The organism is Streptomyces gardneri (assembly GCF_006539185.1).
Taxonomy (GTDB): domain Bacteria; phylum Actinomycetota; class Actinomycetes; order Streptomycetales; family Streptomycetaceae; genus Streptomyces; species Streptomyces gardneri.
Genome location: NZ_BJMN01000052.1, coordinates 1 through 21831 on the forward strand (window position 1 = coordinate 1; position 21831 = coordinate 21831).

General features: G+C 71.4%; 12 protein-coding genes. 4 read left to right on the top strand and 8 right to left on the bottom strand.

What is annotated here, in order from left to right; all coding sequences use genetic code 11:
- Window positions 1-43 precede the first annotated feature (43 nt).
- From pulA to SGA01_RS33295, 7 genes are all read right to left on the bottom strand, one after another.
- Window positions 44-5338 (bottom strand): pullulanase-type alpha-1,6-glucosidase, encoded by a 5295-nt coding sequence (pulA, locus tag SGA01_RS33265; RefSeq protein WP_141301323.1) that lies wholly within the window; start codon window positions 5336-5338, stop codon window positions 44-46.
- An 80-nt stretch (window positions 5339-5418) separates the two neighbouring features.
- The gene (locus tag SGA01_RS33270) at window positions 5419-7134 is read right to left on the bottom strand and encodes a carbohydrate-binding module family 20 domain-containing protein (protein ID WP_141301325.1); all 1716 of its coding nucleotides are present in this window, start codon (window positions 7132-7134) and stop codon (window positions 5419-5421) included.
- 135 nt (window positions 7135-7269) lie between these two features.
- Window positions 7270-8349 carry a LacI family DNA-binding transcriptional regulator gene (locus SGA01_RS33275; protein WP_141301327.1) on the bottom strand — a complete coding sequence of 360 codons (1080 nt, stop codon included), beginning with the start codon at window positions 8347-8349 and terminating at the stop codon, window positions 7270-7272.
- On the bottom strand, window positions 8337-10016 hold the full coding sequence (locus tag SGA01_RS33280; RefSeq protein WP_141301329.1) for a glycoside hydrolase family 13 protein: 1680 nt from the start codon (window positions 10014-10016) through the stop codon (window positions 8337-8339). Before SGA01_RS33280 ends, SGA01_RS33275 begins: the two co-directional genes overlap by 13 nt.
- A gap of 50 nt (window positions 10017-10066) precedes the next feature.
- Window positions 10067-10963, bottom strand: a complete 897-nt coding sequence (locus SGA01_RS33285) for a sugar ABC transporter permease (protein ID WP_371866251.1) — start codon at window positions 10961-10963, stop codon at window positions 10067-10069.
- Window positions 10960-11973, bottom strand: coding sequence for a carbohydrate ABC transporter permease (locus tag SGA01_RS33290; RefSeq protein ID WP_055643932.1), 1014 nt, complete (start codon window positions 11971-11973; stop codon window positions 10960-10962). The genes SGA01_RS33285 and SGA01_RS33290 overlap by 4 nt, the downstream gene beginning before the upstream one ends.
- Window positions 11974-12013: 40 nt before the next feature.
- Window positions 12014-13291, bottom strand: a complete 1278-nt coding sequence (locus tag SGA01_RS33295; RefSeq protein WP_141301331.1) for an extracellular solute-binding protein — start codon at window positions 13289-13291, stop codon at window positions 12014-12016.
- Between the two features lie 378 nt (window positions 13292-13669).
- Here SGA01_RS33295 and SGA01_RS33300 point away from each other — a divergent pair, with 378 nt between their 5' ends.
- Window positions 13670-14692, top strand: a complete 1023-nt coding sequence (locus SGA01_RS33300) for a LacI family DNA-binding transcriptional regulator (RefSeq protein WP_141301334.1) — start codon at window positions 13670-13672, stop codon at window positions 14690-14692.
- A 108-nt stretch (window positions 14693-14800) separates the two neighbouring features.
- Window positions 14801-15721, top strand: a complete 921-nt coding sequence (locus SGA01_RS33305) for a phosphatase PAP2 family protein (RefSeq protein ID WP_141301336.1) — start codon at window positions 14801-14803, stop codon at window positions 15719-15721.
- A gap of 69 nt (window positions 15722-15790) precedes the next feature.
- On the opposite strand, the gene SGA01_RS33310 is transcribed toward SGA01_RS33305, so the two are convergent.
- The gene (locus SGA01_RS33310; RefSeq protein WP_141301338.1) at window positions 15791-18793 is read right to left on the bottom strand and encodes a bifunctional [glutamine synthetase] adenylyltransferase/[glutamine synthetase]-adenylyl-L-tyrosine phosphorylase; all 3003 of its coding nucleotides are present in this window, start codon (window positions 18791-18793) and stop codon (window positions 15791-15793) included.
- 279 nt (window positions 18794-19072) lie between these two features.
- Between SGA01_RS33310 and SGA01_RS33315 the strand changes: the two genes are divergently transcribed.
- Both SGA01_RS33315 and SGA01_RS33320 read left to right on the top strand, forming a co-directional pair.
- Window positions 19073-21223, top strand: a complete 2151-nt coding sequence (locus SGA01_RS33315; RefSeq protein WP_141301340.1) for a PIG-L family deacetylase — start codon at window positions 19073-19075, stop codon at window positions 21221-21223.
- A 70-nt stretch (window positions 21224-21293) separates the two neighbouring features.
- A complete protein-coding gene (locus tag SGA01_RS33320; protein ID WP_141301342.1) occupies window positions 21294-21830 on the top strand; it encodes a pyridoxamine 5'-phosphate oxidase family protein in 537 nt (178 codons plus the stop codon).
- Window position 21831 lies beyond the last annotated feature (1 nt).

The window sequence follows — 21831 nt, forward strand, 5'->3', positions numbered from 1 at the left end:
GGGGCCCGGGTCCGCCCGCGATCGGCTCGCGGTCAGCCCGTGATCAGCTCGCGGTCTTGAAGACCGCCACCGTCCGGGCCGGGACCGTGAAGGTGCCCGAAGTCGCCTCGTAGGAGGCGGACTTCACGACGGCGTCCGCGCCGTTCGCCTGGACCGGGTGGAGGGCGTAGCCCTGGCCCGCCAGATCGGCGACCTTCTGCGAGGTGCTCCGCGGGGTCGCGTTGAGGACGACGACCAGGTCGCCGAGGCGCATGGTGATGACGCCGGGGGTCTCGTCACGGCCGGAGAGCGGGAAGGTCAGGGCGTCCTGCACCTGGCCCGTGGTGGCCAGCGAGAACACCGGCTCGGTCGTACGGATCTTCTGCAGGTCGCGGTAGGCGGCGGAGGCGCCGTCGATCTGCTCGCAGCCGACCGTCAGGGCCGGATTGACGAGCAGCGGCTTCCCGTAGGACCACTTGGCCTTGTTGTCGGGGGCCGGGGGCAGGCCGCGGCCGAAGCCGTTGCCGTCGCGGCAGTCCCAGTGAATCGCGTTGAACCAGTCGCCGCTGTCGTAGGAGTTGCGGTCCAGGGACTTGGAGCGCAGCAGGTCCGAGCCGGCCTGGGAGAGCGCGGGGCCCTGCGAGAGGGTCGCGGTCGCCATGGCGAGGACCTGGGCCCTGGCCCGGTCGGCCGGGGAGGTGTCCGCAGGGAGCTTGAAGGCCAGCGCGTCGTACAGGGTCTCGTTGTCGTGGGCGTCGGCGTAGGCGAGGGCGTCGCCCGGGGCGGCGGCGTAGCCGGCGGGGGCGCCGTTGTAGTCGACCTCGGAGCCCTTGACCGTGCGCCCGGAGGTGTCGGTGAAGGTGTACGAGGCGAGGTTGCCGGTGAGGCCGACCTTGATCAGGTCCTGGTAGTGGAGCAGCCGGGCCTTCTGCTGCTCCGGGCTGCCGTTGGCGGTGGAGGAGTTGGGGTCGGTGAAGAGTCCGGAGGCGAAGCCCTGGACGCCCGGGTCCTCGTCGAAGGGTCCGCCGCCGCGCACGGCGTCGCGGGCGCGGTCGGAGAAGGTCGCGACGCCCGTGCCGGCCATGTTCTTCTGGGTGGCCTGGACGAAGCGGGAGTCGTCGGCGATCTCGCCGAAGTTCCAGCCCTCGCCGTAGAGGACGATCGACTTTCCGTCGACGCCGTCGCGGGCGACGGTGAGCTCGTCGAGGGCCTTGCGCACGGCGAGGATGTTGGCCTTGGGGTGGTGGCCCATGAGGTCGAAGCGGAAGCCGTCGACCTTGTAGTCCTTGGCCCAGGTGACGACCGAGTCGACGACGAGCTTGCCCATCATGGCGTTCTCGGGCGCGGTGTTGGCGCAGCAGGTGGAGGTGGCGACGGAGCCGTCGGCCTGGAGGCGCTGGTAGTAGCCGGGCACGATCTTGTCGAGGACGGACTTGTCGGACTGTCCGGCGGCGACGGTGTGGTTGTAGACGACGTCCATGACGGTGCGCAGGCCGTCGCCGTTGAGGGCCTGGACCATCTGCCGGAACTCGACCGTGCGGCGGGTGCCTTCGGGGTCGGTGGCGTAGGAGCCCTCGGGGACGGTGTAGTGCAGCGGGTCGTAGCCCCAGTTGTAGGCGTCCTTGGCCGCGGCGGCGGCGACGCAGGCCTGCTGCTCCTCGGAGTCGGGGGCGTAGACCTTGAGGTCGCAGGCGGGGGCGGTCTGTCCGGACTTCTTCTCGGGGATGGTGCCGATGTCGAAGGCCGGGAGGAGGTGGACGTAGGAGGTGCCGGAGGCGGCGAGCGCCTTGAGGTGCTGCGAGCCCTTGCTGTTCCGGTCGGTGAAGGCCAGGTAGGTGCCCTTGTGGTCGGCCTTCGCCGTCGGGTCCGCGATCGAGAAGTCGCGGATGTGGAGCTCCTGGATCTGGGCGTCGCGCAGCGGCACGGCGGCCGGCTTCTTCAGGCCCTTCCAGCCGGACGGGGCGAGCTTCGGGTCGGTGAGGTCGACGGCGAGGCTGCGGGCGGAGTCGGTGGTGAGGGCGGTGGAGTAGGGGTCGGTGACCTTGTTCTCCACGACCTTCTGGACGCTGGGGGCCCAGACCTTCACGACGTACCGGTAGGGCTTGCCGGTCCAGCTCTTGGGGCCGGTGACGGACCAGACGCCGGAGCTGTCGTCGCGCCGCATGGGCACGGTCCGGCCGTCGAGTTCGAGGGCGACGGACCGGGCGGTGGGGGCCCAGACGGAGAGGCCGACCTTGCCGCCGCGGAAGACGGGGCCGAAGGCGGCACCGGCGGCGTTCTTCGCGTACAGGTCGTCGAGGACGCCCGCCGTCTGGACGCCGGTGGCGGCGAGCAGGGCGCCGTTGGCGGCGCGCTGGGTGGCGAGCAGCTGGCCGCGCAGGGAGTCACGGACGCGGTCGGCGTCCCGTGCGTCGAGGGTGAAGGCCGGGTAGTCCCTGAGGTGCGGGTACTTGGCCTTCTGGGCGTCGGTGAGGGCGGCCGGGGCGAGCCGGAGCCACTGGCCCTCGCTGCTGAGGGCCCCGTCGGTGACGGAGATCCCGCCGTCCTTCGCGTACACCAGCTGCTGGCTGGTGGCGTCGGTGGTCTTCACCTTCCAGACGACGGTGTTCCGGTCGATCCACTGGGCCTCGGCCTTGGTGAGGTCGAGGTTCGGGGCGCCGCCGACGGTCGGGAGGAGGTACTTCTGCTGTCCGGAGAGCGCCCAGATCTCGTGGCCGTAGGTGGCCAGGTCGAGGGACTGGTCGGTGGGCAGGTCCTTCTCGTCGCCCTTGTGGAGGATGTACGAGAGGGAGGTCGCGCCCTCGGTCAGCGGCACCTCGTAGACGGCGCCGTACGCGTCGACGCGGACCGGCATCAGCGGCTTGGACCAGTCGGTGGGCTGGGCGGCGCCGGTCCAGGTGTGGAGGCCCCAGCCGTCGTAGTTGCCGTCGGGCCGCTGGTAGTGGATGACGGCCTTGGTCTTGTCCTGCGGGGCCGGTGCCGGGTTCGTGTCGGACTGGCCGTCCTGGCCCTGCGTGATCCAGACCTCGCCGGTGCGGCCGAGGGTGATGCTCCGCTGGGGGCCGTCGGCGGCGCCGTCCTTCTCGACGGTGTACGCGACGGTGGACGCGCCTTCGGGGACCTTGACCCAGGCGAAAGCGCCGTGGGCGTCGCGGCCGGTGAAGGCGGCCTCCTGGCCGGCGGCCTTCAGCTGCCAGCCGTCGTAGTTCCCGTCCTCGCGCTGGTAGTGGACGACGGCGTACGTACGCTGGACGGCGACCGGCTTCTCGGGTGCGGGGACCTGTCCGGCGGTGGTCGTGGCGGTGGCGCTCGTGGTGCGGCCGGAGGAGTCGACGGCGACGGCCTTGTAGCGCAGGGCCGTGCCGGCGGCGGCGGTCACGTGCTGGGTGACCTTGTAGGGGGCGTGGTCGGCGGTGCCGAGGACCTGCCAGGGGCCGTTGCCGGTCTGGGCGGCGAAGACGACGCGGTTGAGGCCGCCGCCGGCGACGTCGGCGCCGATCTCGACGGTGCCGGTGGCGCCGGCGGCCGGGGCCTTCAGCGAGAGGGTGGGCTTCGCGGCCGGGGCCGGGAGCGGGGCGTCGGCCTTGAGGACGAGCGAGGAGAGCGCCGGGACGGTGACGGTGACGGTGCCGTCCTTCGCCGCGACGGCGCCCTGACCCCCGTACAGAGCACGGAAGGCGGCGGAGTCGACGGGGACGGTGACGGTCTTCTCGGTGGTGGCGCTGTTGGTGGCGACGAGGTACTCGGTCCGCGTCTTCGCGTCCGTACGGGAGAAGGCGTAGACGGAGCCCTCGGCGAGCCGCTCCTGCTGGACGCCGTCGCGGAGGGCCGGGTGGGCCTTGGTCAGGCGGGAGAGTTCGGCGACGGACGTGTAGACGGGGTGCTTCGTGTCGTACGCGTCGGTGGCGTGGGTGCGGTCGGTGCCGAGCTGGTCGTCGTCGAGGTAGTCGGCGGCCTGGGCGGCGAAGAGGGGCTGGCGGGCGTCCTTGTCGCCGCCGGCGCCGGTGAAGCCCTGCTCGTCGCCGGAGTAGATCACCGGGTTGCCGCGGGACAGGAACATCAGCTCGTTGGCGAGCCGGGCCCGGCGGAGCAGTTCGGCGTCGGAGGCATTCGGGTTGTCCTGCTTGAGGAAGGTGCCGATCCGGCCCATGTCGTGGTTGCCGAGGAAGGTCACCTGCTCGTAGGCGTTGGCCTTGTCGGTGGTGTACCGGTAGTCCTCGGCGAAGACCTTCGCGAGGCGGTCGGCGCCGGCGCCCTGGGAGGCGAAGGCGCGGGCCGCGTCCTGGAAGGGGAAGTCGAGGGTGGCGTCGAGGCGGCCCCGGGTGACGTACGGGGAGGTGACGGTGGTGTCGGCGGAGTAGACCTCGCCGAACATGAAGAAGTCCTCGCGGCCCCGCTTCTTGGCGTACGCGTCGAGGGCGGTGGCCCACTCGGTCCAGAAGTCCAGGTCGACGTGTTTCACGGTGTCGATGCGGAAGCCGTCGATCTTGAAGTCGCGGACCCACTTCTCGTAGATCTTCTTCATGCCCTCGACGACCTCGGGGCGCTCGGTCCACAGGTCGTCGAGTCCGACGAAGTCGCCGTACTCGGCGGACTCGCCGGCCCAGGTGGAGTCGCCGCGGTTGTGGTACATCGTGGGGTCGTTGAGCCAGGACGGGACCTTGGTGTTCGCCTTCTCGACGGGGGTGTACGGGAAGGAGCCGGTGTCGACCTTCCCGATGGCGTCCCGGTCGTCGAAGGGGCGGCCGTCCTTGTCGAGGTACGGGTAGGCGCCCTTGGGGCGGTAGCCGTACTTCTTCTCGGCGTAGTCGACGGTGTCGGCGGTGTGGTTGGTGATGACGTCGAAGAAGACCTTCATGCCCTTGGCGTGGGCGGCGGCGATCAGCCTCTCCAGGTCCTCGTTGGTCCCGAAGTGCGGGTCGACCTGGGTGAAGTCGGTGATCCAGTAGCCGTGGTAGCCGGCGGAGGCGTCCTTCCCCTCCCCCTGCACGGGCCGGTTCTTGAAGATCGGGGCCATCCAGATGGCGGTGGTCCCGAGGCCCTTGATGTAGTCGAGCCGCTGGGTCAGGCCCTTGAGGTCGCCGCCCTGGTAGAAGCCCTTGTCGGCCGGGTCGAAGCCGGTCTGCGTGCGGCTGCCGGTGAGGCCGCCGCGGTCGTTGGAGGTGTCGCCGTTGGCGAACCGGTCCGGCAGGACGAAGTAGAACTGCTCGCGGGTGAGGTCCTGGCGGGCGGGCTGGGCCGCGAGCGTCCGGTCGGAGGGCGGGGCGGGGGGCCGGGGCGCGGCGGCCGCGGGGACGGCGGGCACGAGGGCCGCGCACAGGGCGGCGGCGAGCGCGACCGCCGTTCTCTTCGGTGTCACGGAGGTGCTCCCTGGAGGAGGGACGGGGGTACGGGTGGGAGGGCCGCCCCACGTGGGGCGGCCCTGCAAGGAGAGGAAGGTCAGTTGCGGAAGGTGTCGTTCAGGACGATCTGGCCCGAGGCGGGGACGGTCGCGGTGCGGTTGGCACCGGACTCCCAGGTGACGTTTCCGGCGGCGTCCTTGCGGATGTACTTGTACTCGAAGGAGGTTCCGGCGGGCAGGCCGACGGTCAGCTTCCAGACGGGGTACGCGGCCGGGTCGAGCTTGAGGGCGGAGGCCGGGGCCCAGTTGCCGAGCTCGGCGCGGTTGCCGGTGACGTAGATGTTCTGGCCGACCGTGGTGGTGGCGTTGGCGTTGAAGGACGCGCCCGAGGTGGCGGGCGGCGTCGTCGGCGGCGTGGTCGGGTTCGTACCGGAGCCGCAGTTCGTCGCGTTCACGTGCAGGGCCACGGCCGTGTTGGCGGCGAGGGTGGCGGTGAACTGGCCGGACGCGTTCACCGTCACGGCGGTGTTCGACTGGACGTCGCAGTAGGAGCCGGGGGCGAGCCGCGTCTGGAAGGTGCGGGTGAGCGCCGAGGACTCGTGGTTGATGGCCACGTAGGCCTTGGTGCCGCGGCCGAACGCGATCGCGTTGTTGCCGTTGTCCCACCAGTCGGTGACGGACTGGCCGCGCGCCGCGTTGCGGAAGCCGACCATGGAGGAGATCTCGCGCCAGGCGTGCTGGCACTTCCAGCCGTCGGTGTAACAGGCGTTGACCTGGCCGCCGTTGGGCGGTCCGGCATCCTTGTCGGTCCACTCGTAGCCGGAGTGGACGTCCGGGGAGCCGTAGGGCCAGGCGAGCATGAAGACGGAGGCGAGGGTGTAGTTCGCGCCGTCCTTGTAGCTGAGGGTGTCGCCCCCGCGCTCGGTGTCGTGGTTGTCGACGAAGACGCCGGACTGCCCGGAGGGCATGTGGCCCCAGGCCTCGCCGAAGTTCTTCAGGTAGGAGAGCTTCTCGCCCTGGAGGACGCGCTTGAGGTCGCGGGCGTAGCGGAACTCCTGGACGTCTCCGGTGCCGAGGTACTCGCTCGGGGAGACGGCCTCGCCGGCGCCGAAGATGGCCTCCTGCTTCCAGTAGGCGTTGGGGTTCGTCAGCCGGGACTTGATGTTGGCGAGGTCGGCGGCCGGCATGTGCTTGGCGGCGTCGATGCGGAGGCCGTCGACGCCGAGCGAGAGCAGGTCGTTGAGGTAGCCGGCTATCTTGCCGCGGACGTGGTCCTCGCCCGTGTCGAGGTCGGGGAGCTGGACCAGTTCGCAGTTCTGGACGTTGCCGCGGTCCCCGTAGTTGGAGATCGAGGAGCGGCAGTCGTCCATGTCGGAGCCGGAGTAGAGGCCCGGGTAGTCGTACTTGGAGAACGAGGTCCCGCCCGTTCCCGTACCCGAGCCGTTCGCCATGTGGTTGATGACGGAGTCGGCCACGACCTTGACGCCGGCCGCGTGGCAGGTGTCGATCATGTTCTTGAAGGCGGCGCGGTCACCGAGACGTCCGGCGATCTTGTAGCTGACCGGCTGGTACGAGGTCCACCACTGGCCGCCCTGGAGGTGTTCCTGGGGCGGGGAGACCTGGACGTATCCGTATCCGGCGGGGCCGAGGCGCTCGGTGCACTCCCGGGCCACGGAGGCGAAGTTCCATTCGAACATCACCGCGGTGACGTCCTTCTCGCCGGGCGGGGTGGCCTGCGCGGGGGCGTTCACCGCGACGGCCGCAGCGGCTCCCGCCACGAGGGCGAGTGCAGCTGCCACGGTCCTTCTGGCCATGCTTCCTCCTGTACGACGTCGATGTCGCAAGAAGTTGCTGAAAATGTCAGCAACTGTTTTCAGCCGTGACCGTACGAGTGCCCCGACGCCCGGTCAACCCTCCGGACGCCCCCGCGGACCCCACAACGCAAGTTGTTACGAAAGGACTTGCGGCACCCTGCTGGGCGGCTGCGCGGTGGACCCGCGGACCACCAGCTCCGGCTGGAAGACGAACTCCGTGCGCTGCACGGGGTTCCCCTCGATCTCCTCCAGGAGCGCGCCGACCGCCGCCGTCGCCATCGCCTGCACCGGCTGCCGCACGGTGGAGAGCGGCGGGCTCGTGAAGGCGATGAGCGGCGAGTCGTCGAAGCCGACGACGGAGACGTCCCCGGGCACGTCGAGGCCCAGGGCGCGGACCGCGCGGATCACGCCGAGCGCCATCAGGTCGGAGCCGCAGACGATGCCGGTGCAGCCCTCGCGGAGCAGGATGTCGGCCGCCGCGTGCCCGCCCTCGACGCCGAACAGCGTGGGCCTGATGAAGCGTTCGGCCTCGGCCCGCTCGATGCCGAGGAGCTCGTACAGCTCGGCGGTGAAGCCCTCGGCCTTGCGGCGCGAGGGCACGTACCGGGTGGGGCCGATGGCGAGCCCGATCCGCTCGTGGCCCAGCTCGACCAGGTGCCGCACGGCCATGCGGGCGGCGGCCCGGTCGTCCGGGGAGACGAAGTTGGCGTCGATGTGCTCGTTGTAGCCGTTGATGAGGACGTACGGCACGCCCCGGTCCGTCAGCCGGGCGTAGCGGGCCGGGTCGGCGGAGGCGTCCGCGTGCAGCCCGGAGAGGAAGACGATGCCGGCCACCCCGCGCTCCACGAGCTGCTCGACGAGCTCGTCCTCGGTGGCGCCGCCGGGCATCTGCGTGCAGAGGACCGGGGTGTAGCCGTGGCCGGCGAGGACCTGCTCGACGACCTGCGCGAACGCCGGGAAGATCGGGTTGGTCAGCTCGGGCACGACGAGCCCGACGAGGCCCGCGCTGCGGCGTTTGAGCCGTACGGGGCGCTCGTAGCCGAGCACGTCGAGCGCGGCGAGCACCTTGTGCCGGGTCGCGCCGGCCACCCCCGCCTTGCCGTTGAGGACACGGCTGACGGTGGCCTCGCTGACGCCGGACTGGGCCGCGATGTCCGCGAGCCGCGGGCCGCCGTTTCCGGCGCCCCGCGGCAGGGGGATCGTCACACCGCCCACCAGACGGTGGTGTCGGCGGGCAGCTCCACCGTGTCTTCGTCGTCGACAGCGACGACTCGGATCTCCTCGTTGGAAAGGAGGAACCGGCCGGGCAGCGGGACGGAGATGGCCCGGCCGGTGGTGTTGGCGGTGCAGACGAAACCGTCGCGGCGGAAGGAGAGCACACCCTCGGGTGCCTCCAGCCACTCGACGTTCTCGCCCGCACCGAGTTCGGGGCGCTCGCGGCGCACGGCGAGCGCGCTGCGGTACAGCTCCAGGGTGGAGCCGGGGTCGCCGGTCTGCGCCTCGACGCTCAGCGCGCCCCAGGTCGCGGGCTGCGGCAGCCAGGAGCCGCCGGCGCCGAAGCCGTACGAGGAGCCCTCGGCGGTCCACGGGATCGGCACCCGGCAGCCGTCGCGGAAGCCGTCCTGGCCGCTGGCCCGCCAGAAGGACGGGTCCTGGCGGACCTCGTCGGGCAGGTCGGTGACGTCCGGCAGGCCGAGCTCCTCGCCCTGGTAGACGTAGGCCGAGCCGGGCAGGGCCAGCATCAGCAGGGTCGCGGCGCGCGCCCGGCGCAGGCCGAGCTCTCGGTCGCCGGCCTCGCGGAGCTGGGTGCCGAGGCCCGCCGGGTTGGCGAAGCGGGTGGCGTGCCGGGTGACGTCGTGGTTGGAGAGCACCCAGGTGGTGGGGGCGCCGACCGGGCGCATCGCGTCGAGCGAGGCGTCGATGACCGAGCGGAGCTCCGCCGCGTCCCAGTGGGTGCCCAGGTACTGGAAGTTGAAGGCCTGGTGCATCTCGTCGGGGCGCACGTAGTTCGCGGTGCGGTCGACGGTCGGGGTCCAGGCCTCGGCGACGAGGATGCGCTCCCCGTCGTACTCGGCGAGGATCTGCCGCCAGGTGCGGTAGATCTCGTGGACGCCGTCCTGGTCGAAGAAGGGCATGACGTCGTTGCCGAGCAGCTTCAGCTGGTCGTGGGCGCCGATGTCCGGCAGCCCGGAGGCCTTGACGAGGCCGTGGGCGACGTCGACCCGGAAGCCGTCGACGCCCATGTCGAGCCAGAAGCGCAGGATGGAGCGGAACTCGTCGCGTACGGCCGGGTGTTCCCAGTTGAAGTCGGGCTGCTCCGGGGCGAAGAGGTGGAGGTACCACTCGCCGGGGGTGCCGTCCGCGTCCTCGGTGCGGGTCCAGGCGGGGCCGCCGAAGATGGACTCCCAGTCGTTGGGCGGCAGCTCGCCGTTCTCGCCCTTGCCGGGGCGGAAGTGGTAGCGCTCGCGCAGCGGCGACCCCGGGCCCTCGCGCAGGGCCCGCTGGAACCACTCGTGCTGGTCGGAGGAGTGGTTGGGGACGAGGTCGACGATGATCCGGAGCCCCAGGTCGTGGGCCTCGCGGATCAGGGCGTCGGCGTCGAGGAGGGAGCCGAACATCGGGTCGATGGCCCGGTAGTCGGCGACGTCGTACCCGGCGTCGGCCTGCGGCGAGGCGTAGAACGGGGAGAGCCAGACGGCGTCGACGCCGAGTTCCTTGAGGTACGGCAGCCGGCTGCGGACACCCTCCAGGTCACCCATGCCGTCGCCGTTGCCGTCGGCGAAGCTGCGCGGGTAGACCTGGTAGATCACCGCTTCTCTCCACCAGCCCGTGTGCGTGCCGGTGGTGGGGACGTCGGCCGGGGTGGCGAGATGCTGGGTCATGTCTTCCCTGGGAGGTAAGGAGGTGTTTTCGGGCGGGGTGCTCAGGGCCGTCAGCCCTTGACGGCACCGGCGGACATGCCGGTGACGAGGTGCCGCTGGGCGAAGAGGAAGACCAGGGCGGCGGGGACGGCGATGAGCACGGAGGCCGCGGCCATCGGGCCCCACTGGGCGCCGTACTGGTTGACGAACTTCTGGAGTCCGCCGGCGAGCGTGAGGTTCTCGTCCCCGACCATGAACGCGGAGGCGTAGGCGACCTCGCCCCAGGCGGTGATGAAGGAGTAGAACGCGGTCACCGCGATGCCCGGCTTGGCGAGCGGCAGGATGAGCCGCCAGAAGGTGCCGAACGGGGTGAGTCCGTCGACGTAGCCCGACTCGTCGATCTCGCGCGGGATGGTGTCGAAGAAGCCCTTCATCATCCAGGCGCAGAACGGGACGGCGATGGTCAGGTACGTGATGACCAGGCCGACCGGCTGGTTGAGCAGGCCCATCGACGACATGATGTTGTAGATCGGCACGATCAGGACGGCGACCGGGAACATCTGCGTGATGAGCAGGGTCCACATCAGTCCGCGCTTGCCGGGGAAGCGGAAGCGGCTGACGGCGTAGCCCGTGGTGGCGGAGATGAAGACGCCGACGACGGTGGTGAGGGCGGCGACGAGCAGCGAGTTGCCGAACCAGGTGAGGAACGGCGTGTCCCTCAGGAGGTTCGTGTAGTTCTCGAGCGTCGTCTCCTTGAAGAAGTCCGTCGTGATCGCGAACTCGGCGGGCTTCAGGGAGGTCAGGAGCACCCACAGCACCGGGAAGACCGCGATCACGGAGGCCGTGATCAGCGTGAGGTGCAGGGCGACCGAGGCCAGCGGCGAGCGACGGCCGCGCAGCGGGGCGTTGGCCGGGGCCTGGGGCGCGGCACGGTGCGTGCCACGGGCGGTGGGGGTCGTGGTCGTCACCAGACTTCTCCCTGCTTGCGGAGGACTCGCCGGTAGACCGCGGCGAAGAGCATCAGGAGGACCAGGATCAGGACGCCCCAGGTGGACGACTGGGCGAAGTCCCGCGGGCTGACCTCGAAGGAGAACTTGTACGCCTGGGTGACGAGGATCTGGGTGGCCTCGCCGGGACCGCCCCGGGTGAGCAGGAAGATCACCGGGAACATGTTGAAGGTCCAGATGGTGGAGAGCAGGATCACCGTCGTCGACACCGAGCGGAGCCCGGGCATGGTGATGTGCCGGAAGCGCTGCCAGGCGTTGGCGCCGTCCATCTCGGCGGCCTCGTACATCTCGCCCGGGATGGACTGGAGCCCGCCGAGGAGGGCGACCATCATGAACGGGACGCCGAGCCAGACGTTGACGAGGATGACCGAGAACTTGGCCCACGTCGGGTCGTTCAGCCACGGGACGGCGTCGATGCCGCCGCCCGCGAGGAGCTTGTTGAGCAGGCCGTTGTCCTGGTTGTAGAGGAAGCGCCAGGCGAATACGGAGACGAAGCCGGGCACCGCCCACGGCAGGATCAGCAGCAGGCGGTACGCGGAGCGGCCGGCGATCTTGCGGTTGAGGATGTTGGCGAGGGCCAGACCGAGGGCGAAGGTCAGCGCGACGCAGGACACCGTCCACACCAGGGTCCAGCCCAGGGTGGAGAGGAACTGGTTGCCGGTCAGCGCCTCGGTGTAGTTGTCCAGGCCCACGAACTCGTAGGTGGCCGGGATCTCGTTGACACCGATCGACCGTGCGACGTTGCGCTCGTTGGCGTCCGTCAGCGACAGGTAGATGCCGCGGATCAGCGGGTAGCCGATGATCACGGCGATCACGACGATCACCGGGGCGACCATCGCCCAGGCGTACCAGTGGGTGGAGAGTGAGCGCTTCGCCGCGCCCCGCGGCTTACCAGTCCCGCGGCTCCGGCCGCGGGCGACACTGTCGCCCGCGGCCTTCGCCACCGACTGGCTGGGGGTGTCCACAGCCATCAGCCGGCCTGCCTTCCTTCCTCTTCCTGCTTCTTTCCTGCTACTTCCAGTCCTTCAGGAGCTTGCGGTAGGCGTCACCCGTCGCCTTGGCGCCCGCGTCCGGGGAGGTCTGGCCGGTGAGGACCTTGGTGTACTCGGTGACGAGCGGCGCGAAGAGGCTGCCGGTCTCCGGGATCCAGGGGCGCTCTACGGCCTTGTCGACGACCGGCTTGAAGAACGTGATCATCTCGTTGGTCGCGACGTCCGACTTGATGTAGACGGACTGACGGGTCGGGAGGAGGCTGAGCTCCTTGGCGACCGTCGCCTGCGTCTCGGCCGAGGTCATGTACTCGGCGAAGGCGTAGGACGCGTCGAGGTTCTTGGAGCCCGCGTAGACGGCGAGGTTGTGACCGCCCTGCGGGGCGCCCTGGCCGGCGGAGCCGGCCGGGACCGGGGCGATGCCCAGGTTGGCCTTGTCCTTGAACTCCTTGCCGGCGTAGGTGTCGGCGACGGCCCACGGGCCGTTGATCATCATGGCGACCTTGCCGTCCTTGAAGGCCGTCTGCATGTTGTTCCAGCCGTCGGTCGCGTCGGTCTTGGCGGCGCCGGAGTCGACCAGGTCCTTGACGACCTTGAAGCCCTTCACACCGGCGGCGTTGTCGACGGTGACCGTCTTCTTCTCGGCGTCGACGAGGTCGCCGCCCTCGCCGTAGAGGAAGGAGAGGAACCAGTAGGCGTCGTCGCCGCGCAGGTAGAGGCCGGGCTTGCCGGTCTTCTGCTTGATCTTGGCGGAGACGGTCTTCAGCTCGTCGATGGTCTTGGGGACCTCGACGCCGGCCTCCTTGAAGATCTTCTTGTTGTAGAAGATGCCCATGGAGTCGATGACCTGCGGGACGCCGTAGGTCTTGCCCTTGTACTGGGTCGAGGCGGCGGCCTGCTTGAGGAAGTCCTCGGAGTTCTTGAGGGCCGGGGTGCCGTCCAGCGGGGCGAGGTAGCCGAGGTCCGCGAACTCGGGGGTCCAGGCGACCTCGGAGCGGATGACGTCGGGCGCGCCGGAGCCGGACTGGGCCGCGTTCTTGAACTTGTTCTGCGCCTCACCGAAGGGCACGTTCACATACTTGACGGTGACCTTGGGGTGCTTCTTCTTGAAGTCCTCGGCGACCTTCTTGAAGACCTTGTCCTCGGAGCCGACCGTGGACGTGTCCCACCAGGTCACGGTGCCGGAGAGCTCGCCGGAGCCCTTCGAGCCGCCGCCGTTCGAACCGCTGTCACTACCGCACGCCGCCAGGGTCACGCCCAGGGCCGCGACCAGCGCGGTGGCCGCTATGCCACGCCGCATGTGAACTCCTTCAGTGATCCCGGGGAGACGAGGGGCTGGAACCTTCCTCATTGCGACCGCTCCCTCGCGGCGCTCCGGGTTGGCAGGAACGTAACAGGGATGAAAACGAGCCGAAAGAGCTTGCGTGAAATTTCTGCAAGACCCGGCGATCGTTACATCCGCGTGTCCCTAAGGTGTCCGAAGGGCTGGTTGACAGGGGCCGGAGCAGGCCACTTCCGGACAGAACGACCACAGGAGCGCTCATCAGCCCCAGGCGGCTGCTCCCGCAAGCCCTGCAAGAGCTTGCGAAATCCAGCGGAATCTCATGGAAGCTTGCCGAATCCCCTCCTACGGGCGTTCGGTGGGCAATACGCGCTGTGACCGGTACAGTCCATCCTCATGACCGCGCGGCTTGCCGACATCGCAACCCAGGCGGGGGTCAGTGAAGCCACAGTCAGCCGCGTGCTCAACGGCAAGCCCGGTGTGGCCACCGCCACCCGCGAGTCCGTGCTTGCCGCGCTCGACGTCCTCGGCTACGAGCGGCCCGTACGACTGCGTCAGCGCAGCGCCGGGCTCGTCGGCCTCATCACCCCCGAGCTGGACAACCCGATCTTCCCCGCGCTCGCGCAGGTCATCGGGCAGGCCCTGACCCGGCAGGGGTACACGCCGGTCCTCGCCGCCCAGACCCCCGGCGGGTCCACCGAGGACGAGCTCACCGACATGCTGGTGGAGCGCGGTGTCGCCGGCATCATCTTCGTCTCCGGACTGCACGCCGACACCACCGCCGACATGACGCGCTACGACCAGCTGCGCGGCAAGGGCGTCCCGTACGTCCTCCTCAACGGCTTCTCCCCCAAGGTCCAGGCGCCCTTCGTGTCGCCCGACGACCGGGCGGCGATGCGGCTCGCGGTGACGCACCTGGCCGCGCTCGGCCACACCCGGATCGGGCTCGCCGTGGGTCCCAAGCGGTTCGTGCCGGTGCTGCGCAAGATCGAGGGCTTCCAGAAGGGCATGGAGGAGCGGCTCGGTCTCGGCCCCGAGGAGTCCGAGGCGCTGATCCAGCACTCCCTCTACACCCTGGAGGGCGGGCAGGCGGCGGCCGGGGCGCTGATCTCCCGCGGCTGCACGGCGGTCGTGTGCGCGAGCGACATGATGGCGCTCGGCGCGATCCGGGCGGCCCGGCAGCAGGGACTGGACGTGCCCCGGGACGTCTCCGTCGTCGGTTTCGACGACTCCCCCCTCATAGCGTTCACGGATCCGCCGCTGACCACCATCCGCCAGCCCGTGCAGGCGATGGGACAGGCCGCGGTCCGCGCGCTGCTCGAAGAGGTCGGGGGCACCCCGGCACCGCACTCCGAGTTCGTCTTCATGCCTGAACTGGTCGTTCGCGGTTCGACCGCCTCGGCCCCGTCCCCCTCCTGAGGGACGCCCCTCGGGGTCGCGTGTCCTTCTTGAGGGGGACCGGGTGCGACCGGAACCCGACCGGGGGATGATCGGTCGAGGGGGCGGGATCTGGCAAACTCTCTGCCTATGGGTGAAACGACCGTGAAGAGTTTGGACGACCGGACGACCCCGTCGCCACCCACCGTGGCCGACGGCAGGTTCGCGCGCCTGCGCGCCCGCGTGCCGCGGCGTCCCACGATCTGGTTCGAGATCCTGCTCATCGCGGTGAGCTACTGGACCTACTCCCTCATCCGCAACGCGGTGCCGGAGCAGAAGACCCAGGCGCTCGAGAACGCCGACTGGATCCTGCGGGCCGAGGAGTCCCTCGGCCTCGCCTTCGAGCATGCCGTCAACCACGCCGTGAACTCGGTGACCTGGCTGATCGTCTCGATGAACTACTACTACGCCACGCTGCACTTCGTCGTGACCATCGGTGTGCTCGTGTGGCTGTACCGATGGCAGCCGGGCCGTTACGCGGCGTTCCGTACCGTCCTGTTCGCCACCACCGGTGTGGCACTGGTCGGTTACTACCTGTACCCGCTCGCGCCGCCGCGGCTCATGCCGGGCCAGAACTTCATCGACACGGTCCTCGTCCACGAGACGTGGGGCTCGATGGCCTCGGGCAACCTGAAGCACGTGTCGAACCAGTACGCGGCGATGCCGTCGATGCACATCGGCTGGTCGCTCTGGTGCGGCGTGACGATCTTCCTCCTGGCCAAGGCGCCCTGGGCGAAGATCCTGGGCCTGCTCTACCCGACGGTCACGCTCGTCGTGATCGTCGCGACCGCCAACCACTTCTGGCTGGACGCGGTCGGCGGCGTGATCTGCCTGGCCTTCGGCTTCCTCGTCTCGTACTTCTGGTACGGCTCCCGGCCACACCGGCTGCCCAAGCTGGTGGAACCGGCCGTGACCGTGGCCCGGGGCGGGCCGCGCCCCACGCCGACGGACGGGGACCGCGGGGCGGGCGAGGACACGGACGCGGAGCGTCCGGTCGGTTCCCGAAGATAACCGCACAGGCCGGTCAGTCAGCCGGTCGATCGATCGATCAGCCGTAGCCCTCTCGCCCGCGCGGGAGGGCTACGCCCCGTAGAAGAGCTCCTCGACGACGGCCCGGGCGCGGCGCGTGATGCGGCGGTAGTCGTCGACCATCTCGCCGACGTGGCCCGACTCGTACCCCAGGTACCGGCCGACCGCCGCGAGCTCGCGCGGGTCGGAGGGGAAGGTGTCGCCGGGGCGGCCGCGGACCAGCATCACCGCGTTGCGGACGCGGGTGGCGAGGACCCAGGCCTCGTCGAGGGTCTGCGCCTCCTCCGTCGGGATCAGGCCCGCCGCGTGCGCGGCCCGGAGGGCCTCGCGGGTGCGGGGCGTCCGTAGCCCCGGTTCCGCCCAGCCGTGCCGCATCTGGAGCAGCTGGACCGTCCACTCGACGTCGCTCAGGCCGCCGCGTCCCAGCTTGGCGTGGAGCGTCGGGTCGGCGCCGCGCGGCAGCCGCTCGGACTCCATCCGGGCCTTGAGGCGGCGGATCTCGCGGACCGCGTCCTCGCCGAGGCCCTCCGCGGGGTAGCGCAGCGGGTCGACGAGCTCGATGAACCGGTCGGCCAGCTCCCGGTCGCCCGCCATGGGCTCGGCCCGCAGCAGGGCCTGGCTCTCCCAGACGAGGGACCAGCGGCGGTAGTAGGCCTCGTACGACTTCAGGGTGCGGACCAGGGGGCCGCTCTTGCCCTCGGGCCTGAGGTCCGCGTCGATCAGCAGCGGCGGGTCGGCGGTGGGTAGCTGGAGCAGCCTCCGCATCTCGGCGACCACCCGGTTCGCGGCCCGGGCCGCCTCCTGCTCGTCGACGCCCTCGCGCGGCTCGTGCACGAACAGCACGTCGGCGTCGGAGCCGTACCCCAGCTCGTGGCCGCCGAAGCGGCCGACGCCGATGACAGCGAAGCGGGTCGGCAGCTCCTCGCCCCACTCGGCCCGCACGGCTGCCCGCAGGGCGCCGGCGATCGTCGCCGCGTTGAGGTCGGTGACGGCCTCCCCGACCCGGTCGACCAGGGCGCCGGGGTCGGGCTCGCGGGGGTTGTCCTCGGTGCCGTACGAGCCGATGAGATCGGCCGCTGTGGTACGGAACAGTTCCCTGCGGCGGACCCCGCGGGCCGCCGCGACGGCCTGTTCGGCGTCGTCCGCGCGGCCCACCGCCGCCAGGACCTCCTGCTCCAGGTGGTCCCGGTCGCGGGGCTTCAGGCCCTCCGGGTCGCCGAGGATCGCGACCGCCTCGGGGGCTCGCAGCAGCAGGTCGGGGGCGAGGCGGCCGGCGGAGAGCACCCGGGCGAGGTTCTCGGCGGCGGCGCCCTCGTCCCGGAGGAGCCGGAGGTACCAGGGGGTCTTGCCGAGGGCGTCCGAGACCTTGCGGAAGCCGAGGAGGCCGGCGTCCGGGTCGGCCGAGTCGGCGAACCAGCCGAGCAGCACGGGCAGCAGCGTCCGCTGGATCGCGGCCTTGCGGCTCACCCCGGAGGCGAGCGCCTCCAGATGGCGCAGGGCGGCGGCCGGGTCCTGGTAGCCGAGGGCTTCGAGGCGCTGTCCGGCCGCCTTCGGGCTGAGCCGGATCTCGCCGGGGGCGAGCTGGGCGACCGCGTCGAGCAGCGGCCGGTAGAAGAGCTTCTCGTGGAGGCGGCGGACGACGGAGGCGTGCCGCTTCCACTCCTTGTTGAGCGCGGCGACGGGGTCGGTGCGCAGGCCGAGGGAGCGGCCGAGGCGGCGCAGGTCGCCCTCGTCCTCGGGGACGAGGTGGGTGCGGCGCAGCCGGTAGAGCTGGATGCGGTGCTCCATGGCGCGCAGGAAGCGGTAGGCCTCGTCGAGCTGGGCCGCGTCCGCCCGGCCGACGTAGCCGCCGTCGGCGAGCGCGGCGAGCGCGTCCAGGGTCTTGCCGCTGTGGAGCGTGGCGTCGCTGCGGCCGTGCACGAGCTGGAGGAGCTGGACGGCGAACTCGACGTCCCGCAGGCCGCCGGGGCCGAGCTTGAGCTCGCGCTCGACCTGGGCGGCGGGGATGTTGTCGACGACCCGGCGGCGCATCTTCTGCACGTCGGGGACGAAGTTCTCGCGCTCGGCGGCCTGCCAGACGAGCGGGGAGACGGCGTCGATGTACAGCGCGCCGAGCTCCGGGTCGCCGGCGACCGCGCGGGCCTTCAGAAGGGCCTGGAACTCCCAGGTCTTCGCCCAGCGCTGGTAGTAGGCGAGGTGGGAGGAGAGGGTGCGGACGAGGGGGCCGTTGCGGCCCTCGGGGCGGAGGTTGGCGTCGACCGGCCAGATGGTGCCCTCGACGGTGGTCTCGGAGCAGATCCGCATGAGGTGCGAGGCGAGCCGGGTCGCGGCCTGGATCGCCTGGGCCTCGCCTCCTTCCCGGTCGCCGACCTCGTTGGCGGGCTCCCCCACGAAGATCACGTCCACGTCGGAGACGTAGTTGAGCTCGTGGCCGCCGCACTTGCCCATCGCGATCACGGAGAGCCGGCACTGGGCGGCGTCGGCGGGCGCGGCGGTACGGGCGATGGCGAGCGCGGCGCGCAGGGTCGCGGTCGCCAGGTCGGCGAGCTCGGCGGCCGTCTGGGCGACGTCGGTGGTGCCGCACACGTCACGGGCCGCTATGGCGAGCAGGCAGCGGCGGTAGGCGACCCGCAGCGAGACGGCGTCGGTGGCCTCGGCGAGGCCCCGCTCGAACTCGGCGACGCCCGGGTGCAGGTCGGCCGCCTCGTACGTGACGAGGGACTCCCAGTCGCGGGGGTGGCGGGCCAGGTGGTCGGCGAGCGCCTCGGAGGCGCCGAGCACCCCGAGGAGCCGGTCCCGGAAGGGCTTGGCGGAGAGCAGGGTGGCGGTGAGGGTCTGCCGCTCGGTCTCGGGCTGCGCCTCGACGAGCCGGACAAGGCCGCGGAGGGCGAGATCGGGGTCCGCGGTGGCACCGAGGGCGTCGAGGAGGACGGCGTCGCCGCGGAGGGCGGACAGCTCGGGTACGTCGAGGAGACGTTCGGCTCCCGAGGGATCGGTGAATCCGTGTCGCAGCAGACGGGAGAATGTACTGCTCCTGCGCCCCGGCACCGTCATCCGACCGCTCCCTCCAAGCACGTCCGAACCCGGGTCTCCCACGGTCGGGTCCGGGAGATCGAGCCTATCCGGATTGGGGGGCGGGGGCGCCCAGGCCTTCGGATCGAAGCGGATCACACGTGACATCTCGCACATTGGTCGCTTTTCGGTCCGGGTGAACCGTATTCCTTGAAAGTCCGTCTTGTTGTCCGTGCGCACCCGCACGCATGCCCGTCCGTCGCCGGCCACCCTTCCGGCCGTCCTGTTCGTCCTCCCTCCTGTGAAAGCGCGCCGCCACCGATGCCCGTCCGCCTCCCCCGCCGTCCCGCCGCCCCCTCCCGTCGCGGGCCCTCCCGCCGCAGGGTCGTCACGACGGCCCTGACGACCGTCCTGGTGGGCGGCACCTTCGCCGGTCTGCTGTCGGTGACGACGGCGCCGGGCTCCTCGGCGGCCGCGTCGGTCCCGGTGCCTCCGCGGGCGCCCGCGGAAACACCGGTGAAGGTCCGCGGTGTCGAGGCGCCGGCCACCGTCGACGGCGCGTCCGTGGTGCAGTTCGTGGCGCACCCCGACGACGACCTGTTCTTCATGAACCCGGACACCTCCCAGTCCATCCACTCCGGCAACCCCCTGACCTCCGTCTACCTGACCTCCGGCGAGTCGGACGGCGTCAACGCGCGCCCGCGCGACGCCGCCGGGGCGGCGCCCGACAAGGCGGGGTACGCCGAGGCCCGGCAGAACGGCATCCGTGCCGCGTACGCCGAGATGGCCACCGGCAGCCGCACCAGCCCCTGGGACCGGGTCGCGATCCCCACGGCCGGCGGTGCGACCGCGGAGCTGGACATCCTGCGGGCGAAGCCGCAGGTCAAGCTGGTGTGGTTGCAGATGCGCGAGGCCGGGGCGACCAACGGCGACCGCCCCGAGAGCCTCAACGGCCTGTGGCACGGCCGGATATCCGCGCTCGCCTCCCAGCGCGCCTCCGGCACCCCGGTCGCGGCGGACTTCACGTACACGAAGGAGCAGGTCGTCGCGACGGTGACCGGGGTCCTCGAGCGCTTCCGGCCCACCTTCGTACGGATGCAGGACCCGACCTCCGGCAAGGTCGCCGGCTCGGAGCGCTACCAGGACCATCAGGACCACCTGTACGGGGCGCGGTTCGTGCAGGCCGCGCTCGCCCGGTACGCGGAGGTCCCGGGGCACCCGCACGTCGGCGTGCAGAACTACCTCGGCTACCCGACCAGCGTCCTGCCGCACACCCTCGACCCCGTGACGGCGGGCGCGAAGCTGAAGACCCTGAAGACGTACGCGTGGCTGGACGGCGTCAACGACTGCGGGACGCTCGCGGGCTGCGGCGACCTGAAGGTGGCCGCGCGACCCGCGGGGCGGGGCTGGGCGCAGACGATCCGGTACGCCCGGGGCACCTCCACCTCCTGGGTGCAGCGCGACCGGGACGGCGGGCTGCACGCCTTCTCCGTCCTCGACGGGCGCCTCGCGACCTGGCGGAAGGCGGCGGGCGCGTCGGCCTGGCGGGGGCCGGTGCTGCTGCCCGGCGGCGGCCTGGACAGCGGGGTCACCTCCACCGTGCTGCGCGACGGCCGCCTGGCCGTCTTCGGCACCCGGACCACGATCGGCGCCCTCCCGTCGGACTACCGGCGCGAGGTGGTGACGGCCGAGCAGACCGCGGTGGGCGGCGGCTTCGGCCCGTGGCGCTCCCTCGGCACGCCCGAGCGGGACGACGCCCAGGGCACCTCCGACATCAGCGCGCCCGCCGTGACCGTGGGCCCCGACGGCCGGACGACGCTGGTCGTGCGGGACAGCGGTCACCTGCTCGCGGCGCGCGAGCGGGGCACGGACGGCGTGTGGGGTCCGTGGCGGACGCTCGGCGGCGCCGACGTGCACGGCGACCCCGTGGCGGCGACCGACGCGGCGGGCCGCGGCTTCGTCTTCGCGAGCACCCCGAACACCGTCCTGGCGTGGGCGGCGCAGCACCCCGGCGGCCCGCTGACGGGTCCGGTGCGCACGGGCCTGCCGCCGACGACGCTGGCGCTGAGCGCGAGCGCGGCGCCGGGCGGCGAGGGCGTACGGCTCTGGTTCCGCAAGCCGGCCTCGAACGACCTGCGGACCGCCGACTTCTCGGGCGCGGGCCTGATGTCCCCGATGCGGGAGCTGGCGGGCGGTGTCGCGGGCTTCGGCCCGGTCAGCGGGGCGATGGGCGGGTCCACCGGCGGTTCGGTGGGCGGGTCCAAGGGCAGTGCCTCGGTGGGCGGCGACGGCGTGCTCGCGGTCCGCTCCCGGACGGGCGTCCTGGCGACGGCCCCGCTGGCCCGCGGCGGGACACGGCCGACGTGGCGGCTGGAGCGGTTCCTGTTCCAGGGGGCGCCCGACGCGGGCACGGACGGGGTCGCGGCGATCGGCCTGGACGGCAGGCTGCACTGGACGCCCGCCGACCGATGAGTTCGGGCGGGCGGACCGGTCTCTCCTGTGTGGCACCCGCTGTGGGGCCACGGAGAAAGGACGGCCGGCCATGGACCCGCACACCGCACCCGACCCGCGCACCTCGCCCGACCCGCAGACGACGCTCGACTCCCGCTACAGCGACCCGAAGGCGGCCGCGCTGCCCTGGTCCGACGCGGCGGCCCGGCTCGCGGCGGCCGAGGTCTTCTGGCTGACGACGGTCCGCCCGGAGGGCCGCCCGCATGTCACCCCCCTCATCGCGGTCTGGTCGACGGGGGCGCTGCACTTCTGCACCGGTCCTGACGAGCGCAAGGCCCGCAACCTCGCGGAGAACCCGTCGGTGGTCCTCACCACCGGCTCGGGTGTCCTCGACGAGGGCCTCGACCTGGTGGTCGAGGGCGAGGCGGCGCGGGTGACGGACGAGGACCGGCTGCGGGCCCTCGCGGCGGCGTACGTGGAGAAGTACGGCCCGGATTGGCGGTTCGAGGTGCGGGACGGGGCGTTCGTGGGCGACGGTGGTACGGCCCTGGTGTTCGCGGTCGCGCCTCGTACGGTCTTCGGCTTCGCCAAGGGCGAGCCGTTCGGCCAGACCCGCTGGCGTTTCTGAG

Bases quoted from the DNA above. Each gene is read 5' to 3' on its own strand.
- SGA01_RS33270 (WP_141301325.1), bottom strand. From the start codon at position 7,134: ATGGCCAGAAGGACCGTGGCAGCTGCACTCGCCCTCGTGGCGGGAGCC.
- SGA01_RS33280 (WP_141301329.1), bottom strand. From the start codon at position 10,016: ATGACCCAGCATCTCGCCACCCCGGCCGACGTCCCCACCACCGGCACG.
- SGA01_RS33290 (WP_055643932.1), bottom strand. From the start codon at position 11,973: ATGGCTGTGGACACCCCCAGCCAGTCGGTGGCGAAGGCCGCGGGCGAC.
- SGA01_RS33295 (WP_141301331.1), bottom strand. From the start codon at position 13,291: ATGCGGCGTGGCATAGCGGCCACCGCGCTGGTCGCGGCCCTGGGCGTG.
- SGA01_RS33300 (WP_141301334.1), top strand. From the start codon at position 13,670: ATGACCGCGCGGCTTGCCGACATCGCAACCCAGGCGGGGGTCAGTGAA.
- SGA01_RS33305 (WP_141301336.1), top strand. From the start codon at position 14,801: ATGGGTGAAACGACCGTGAAGAGTTTGGACGACCGGACGACCCCGTCG.
- SGA01_RS33310 (WP_141301338.1), bottom strand. From the start codon at position 18,793: ATGACGGTGCCGGGGCGCAGGAGCAGTACATTCTCCCGTCTGCTGCGA.
- SGA01_RS33315 (WP_141301340.1), top strand. From the start codon at position 19,073: ATGCCCGTCCGCCTCCCCCGCCGTCCCGCCGCCCCCTCCCGTCGCGGG.
- SGA01_RS33320 (WP_141301342.1), top strand. From the start codon at position 21,294: ATGGACCCGCACACCGCACCCGACCCGCGCACCTCGCCCGACCCGCAG.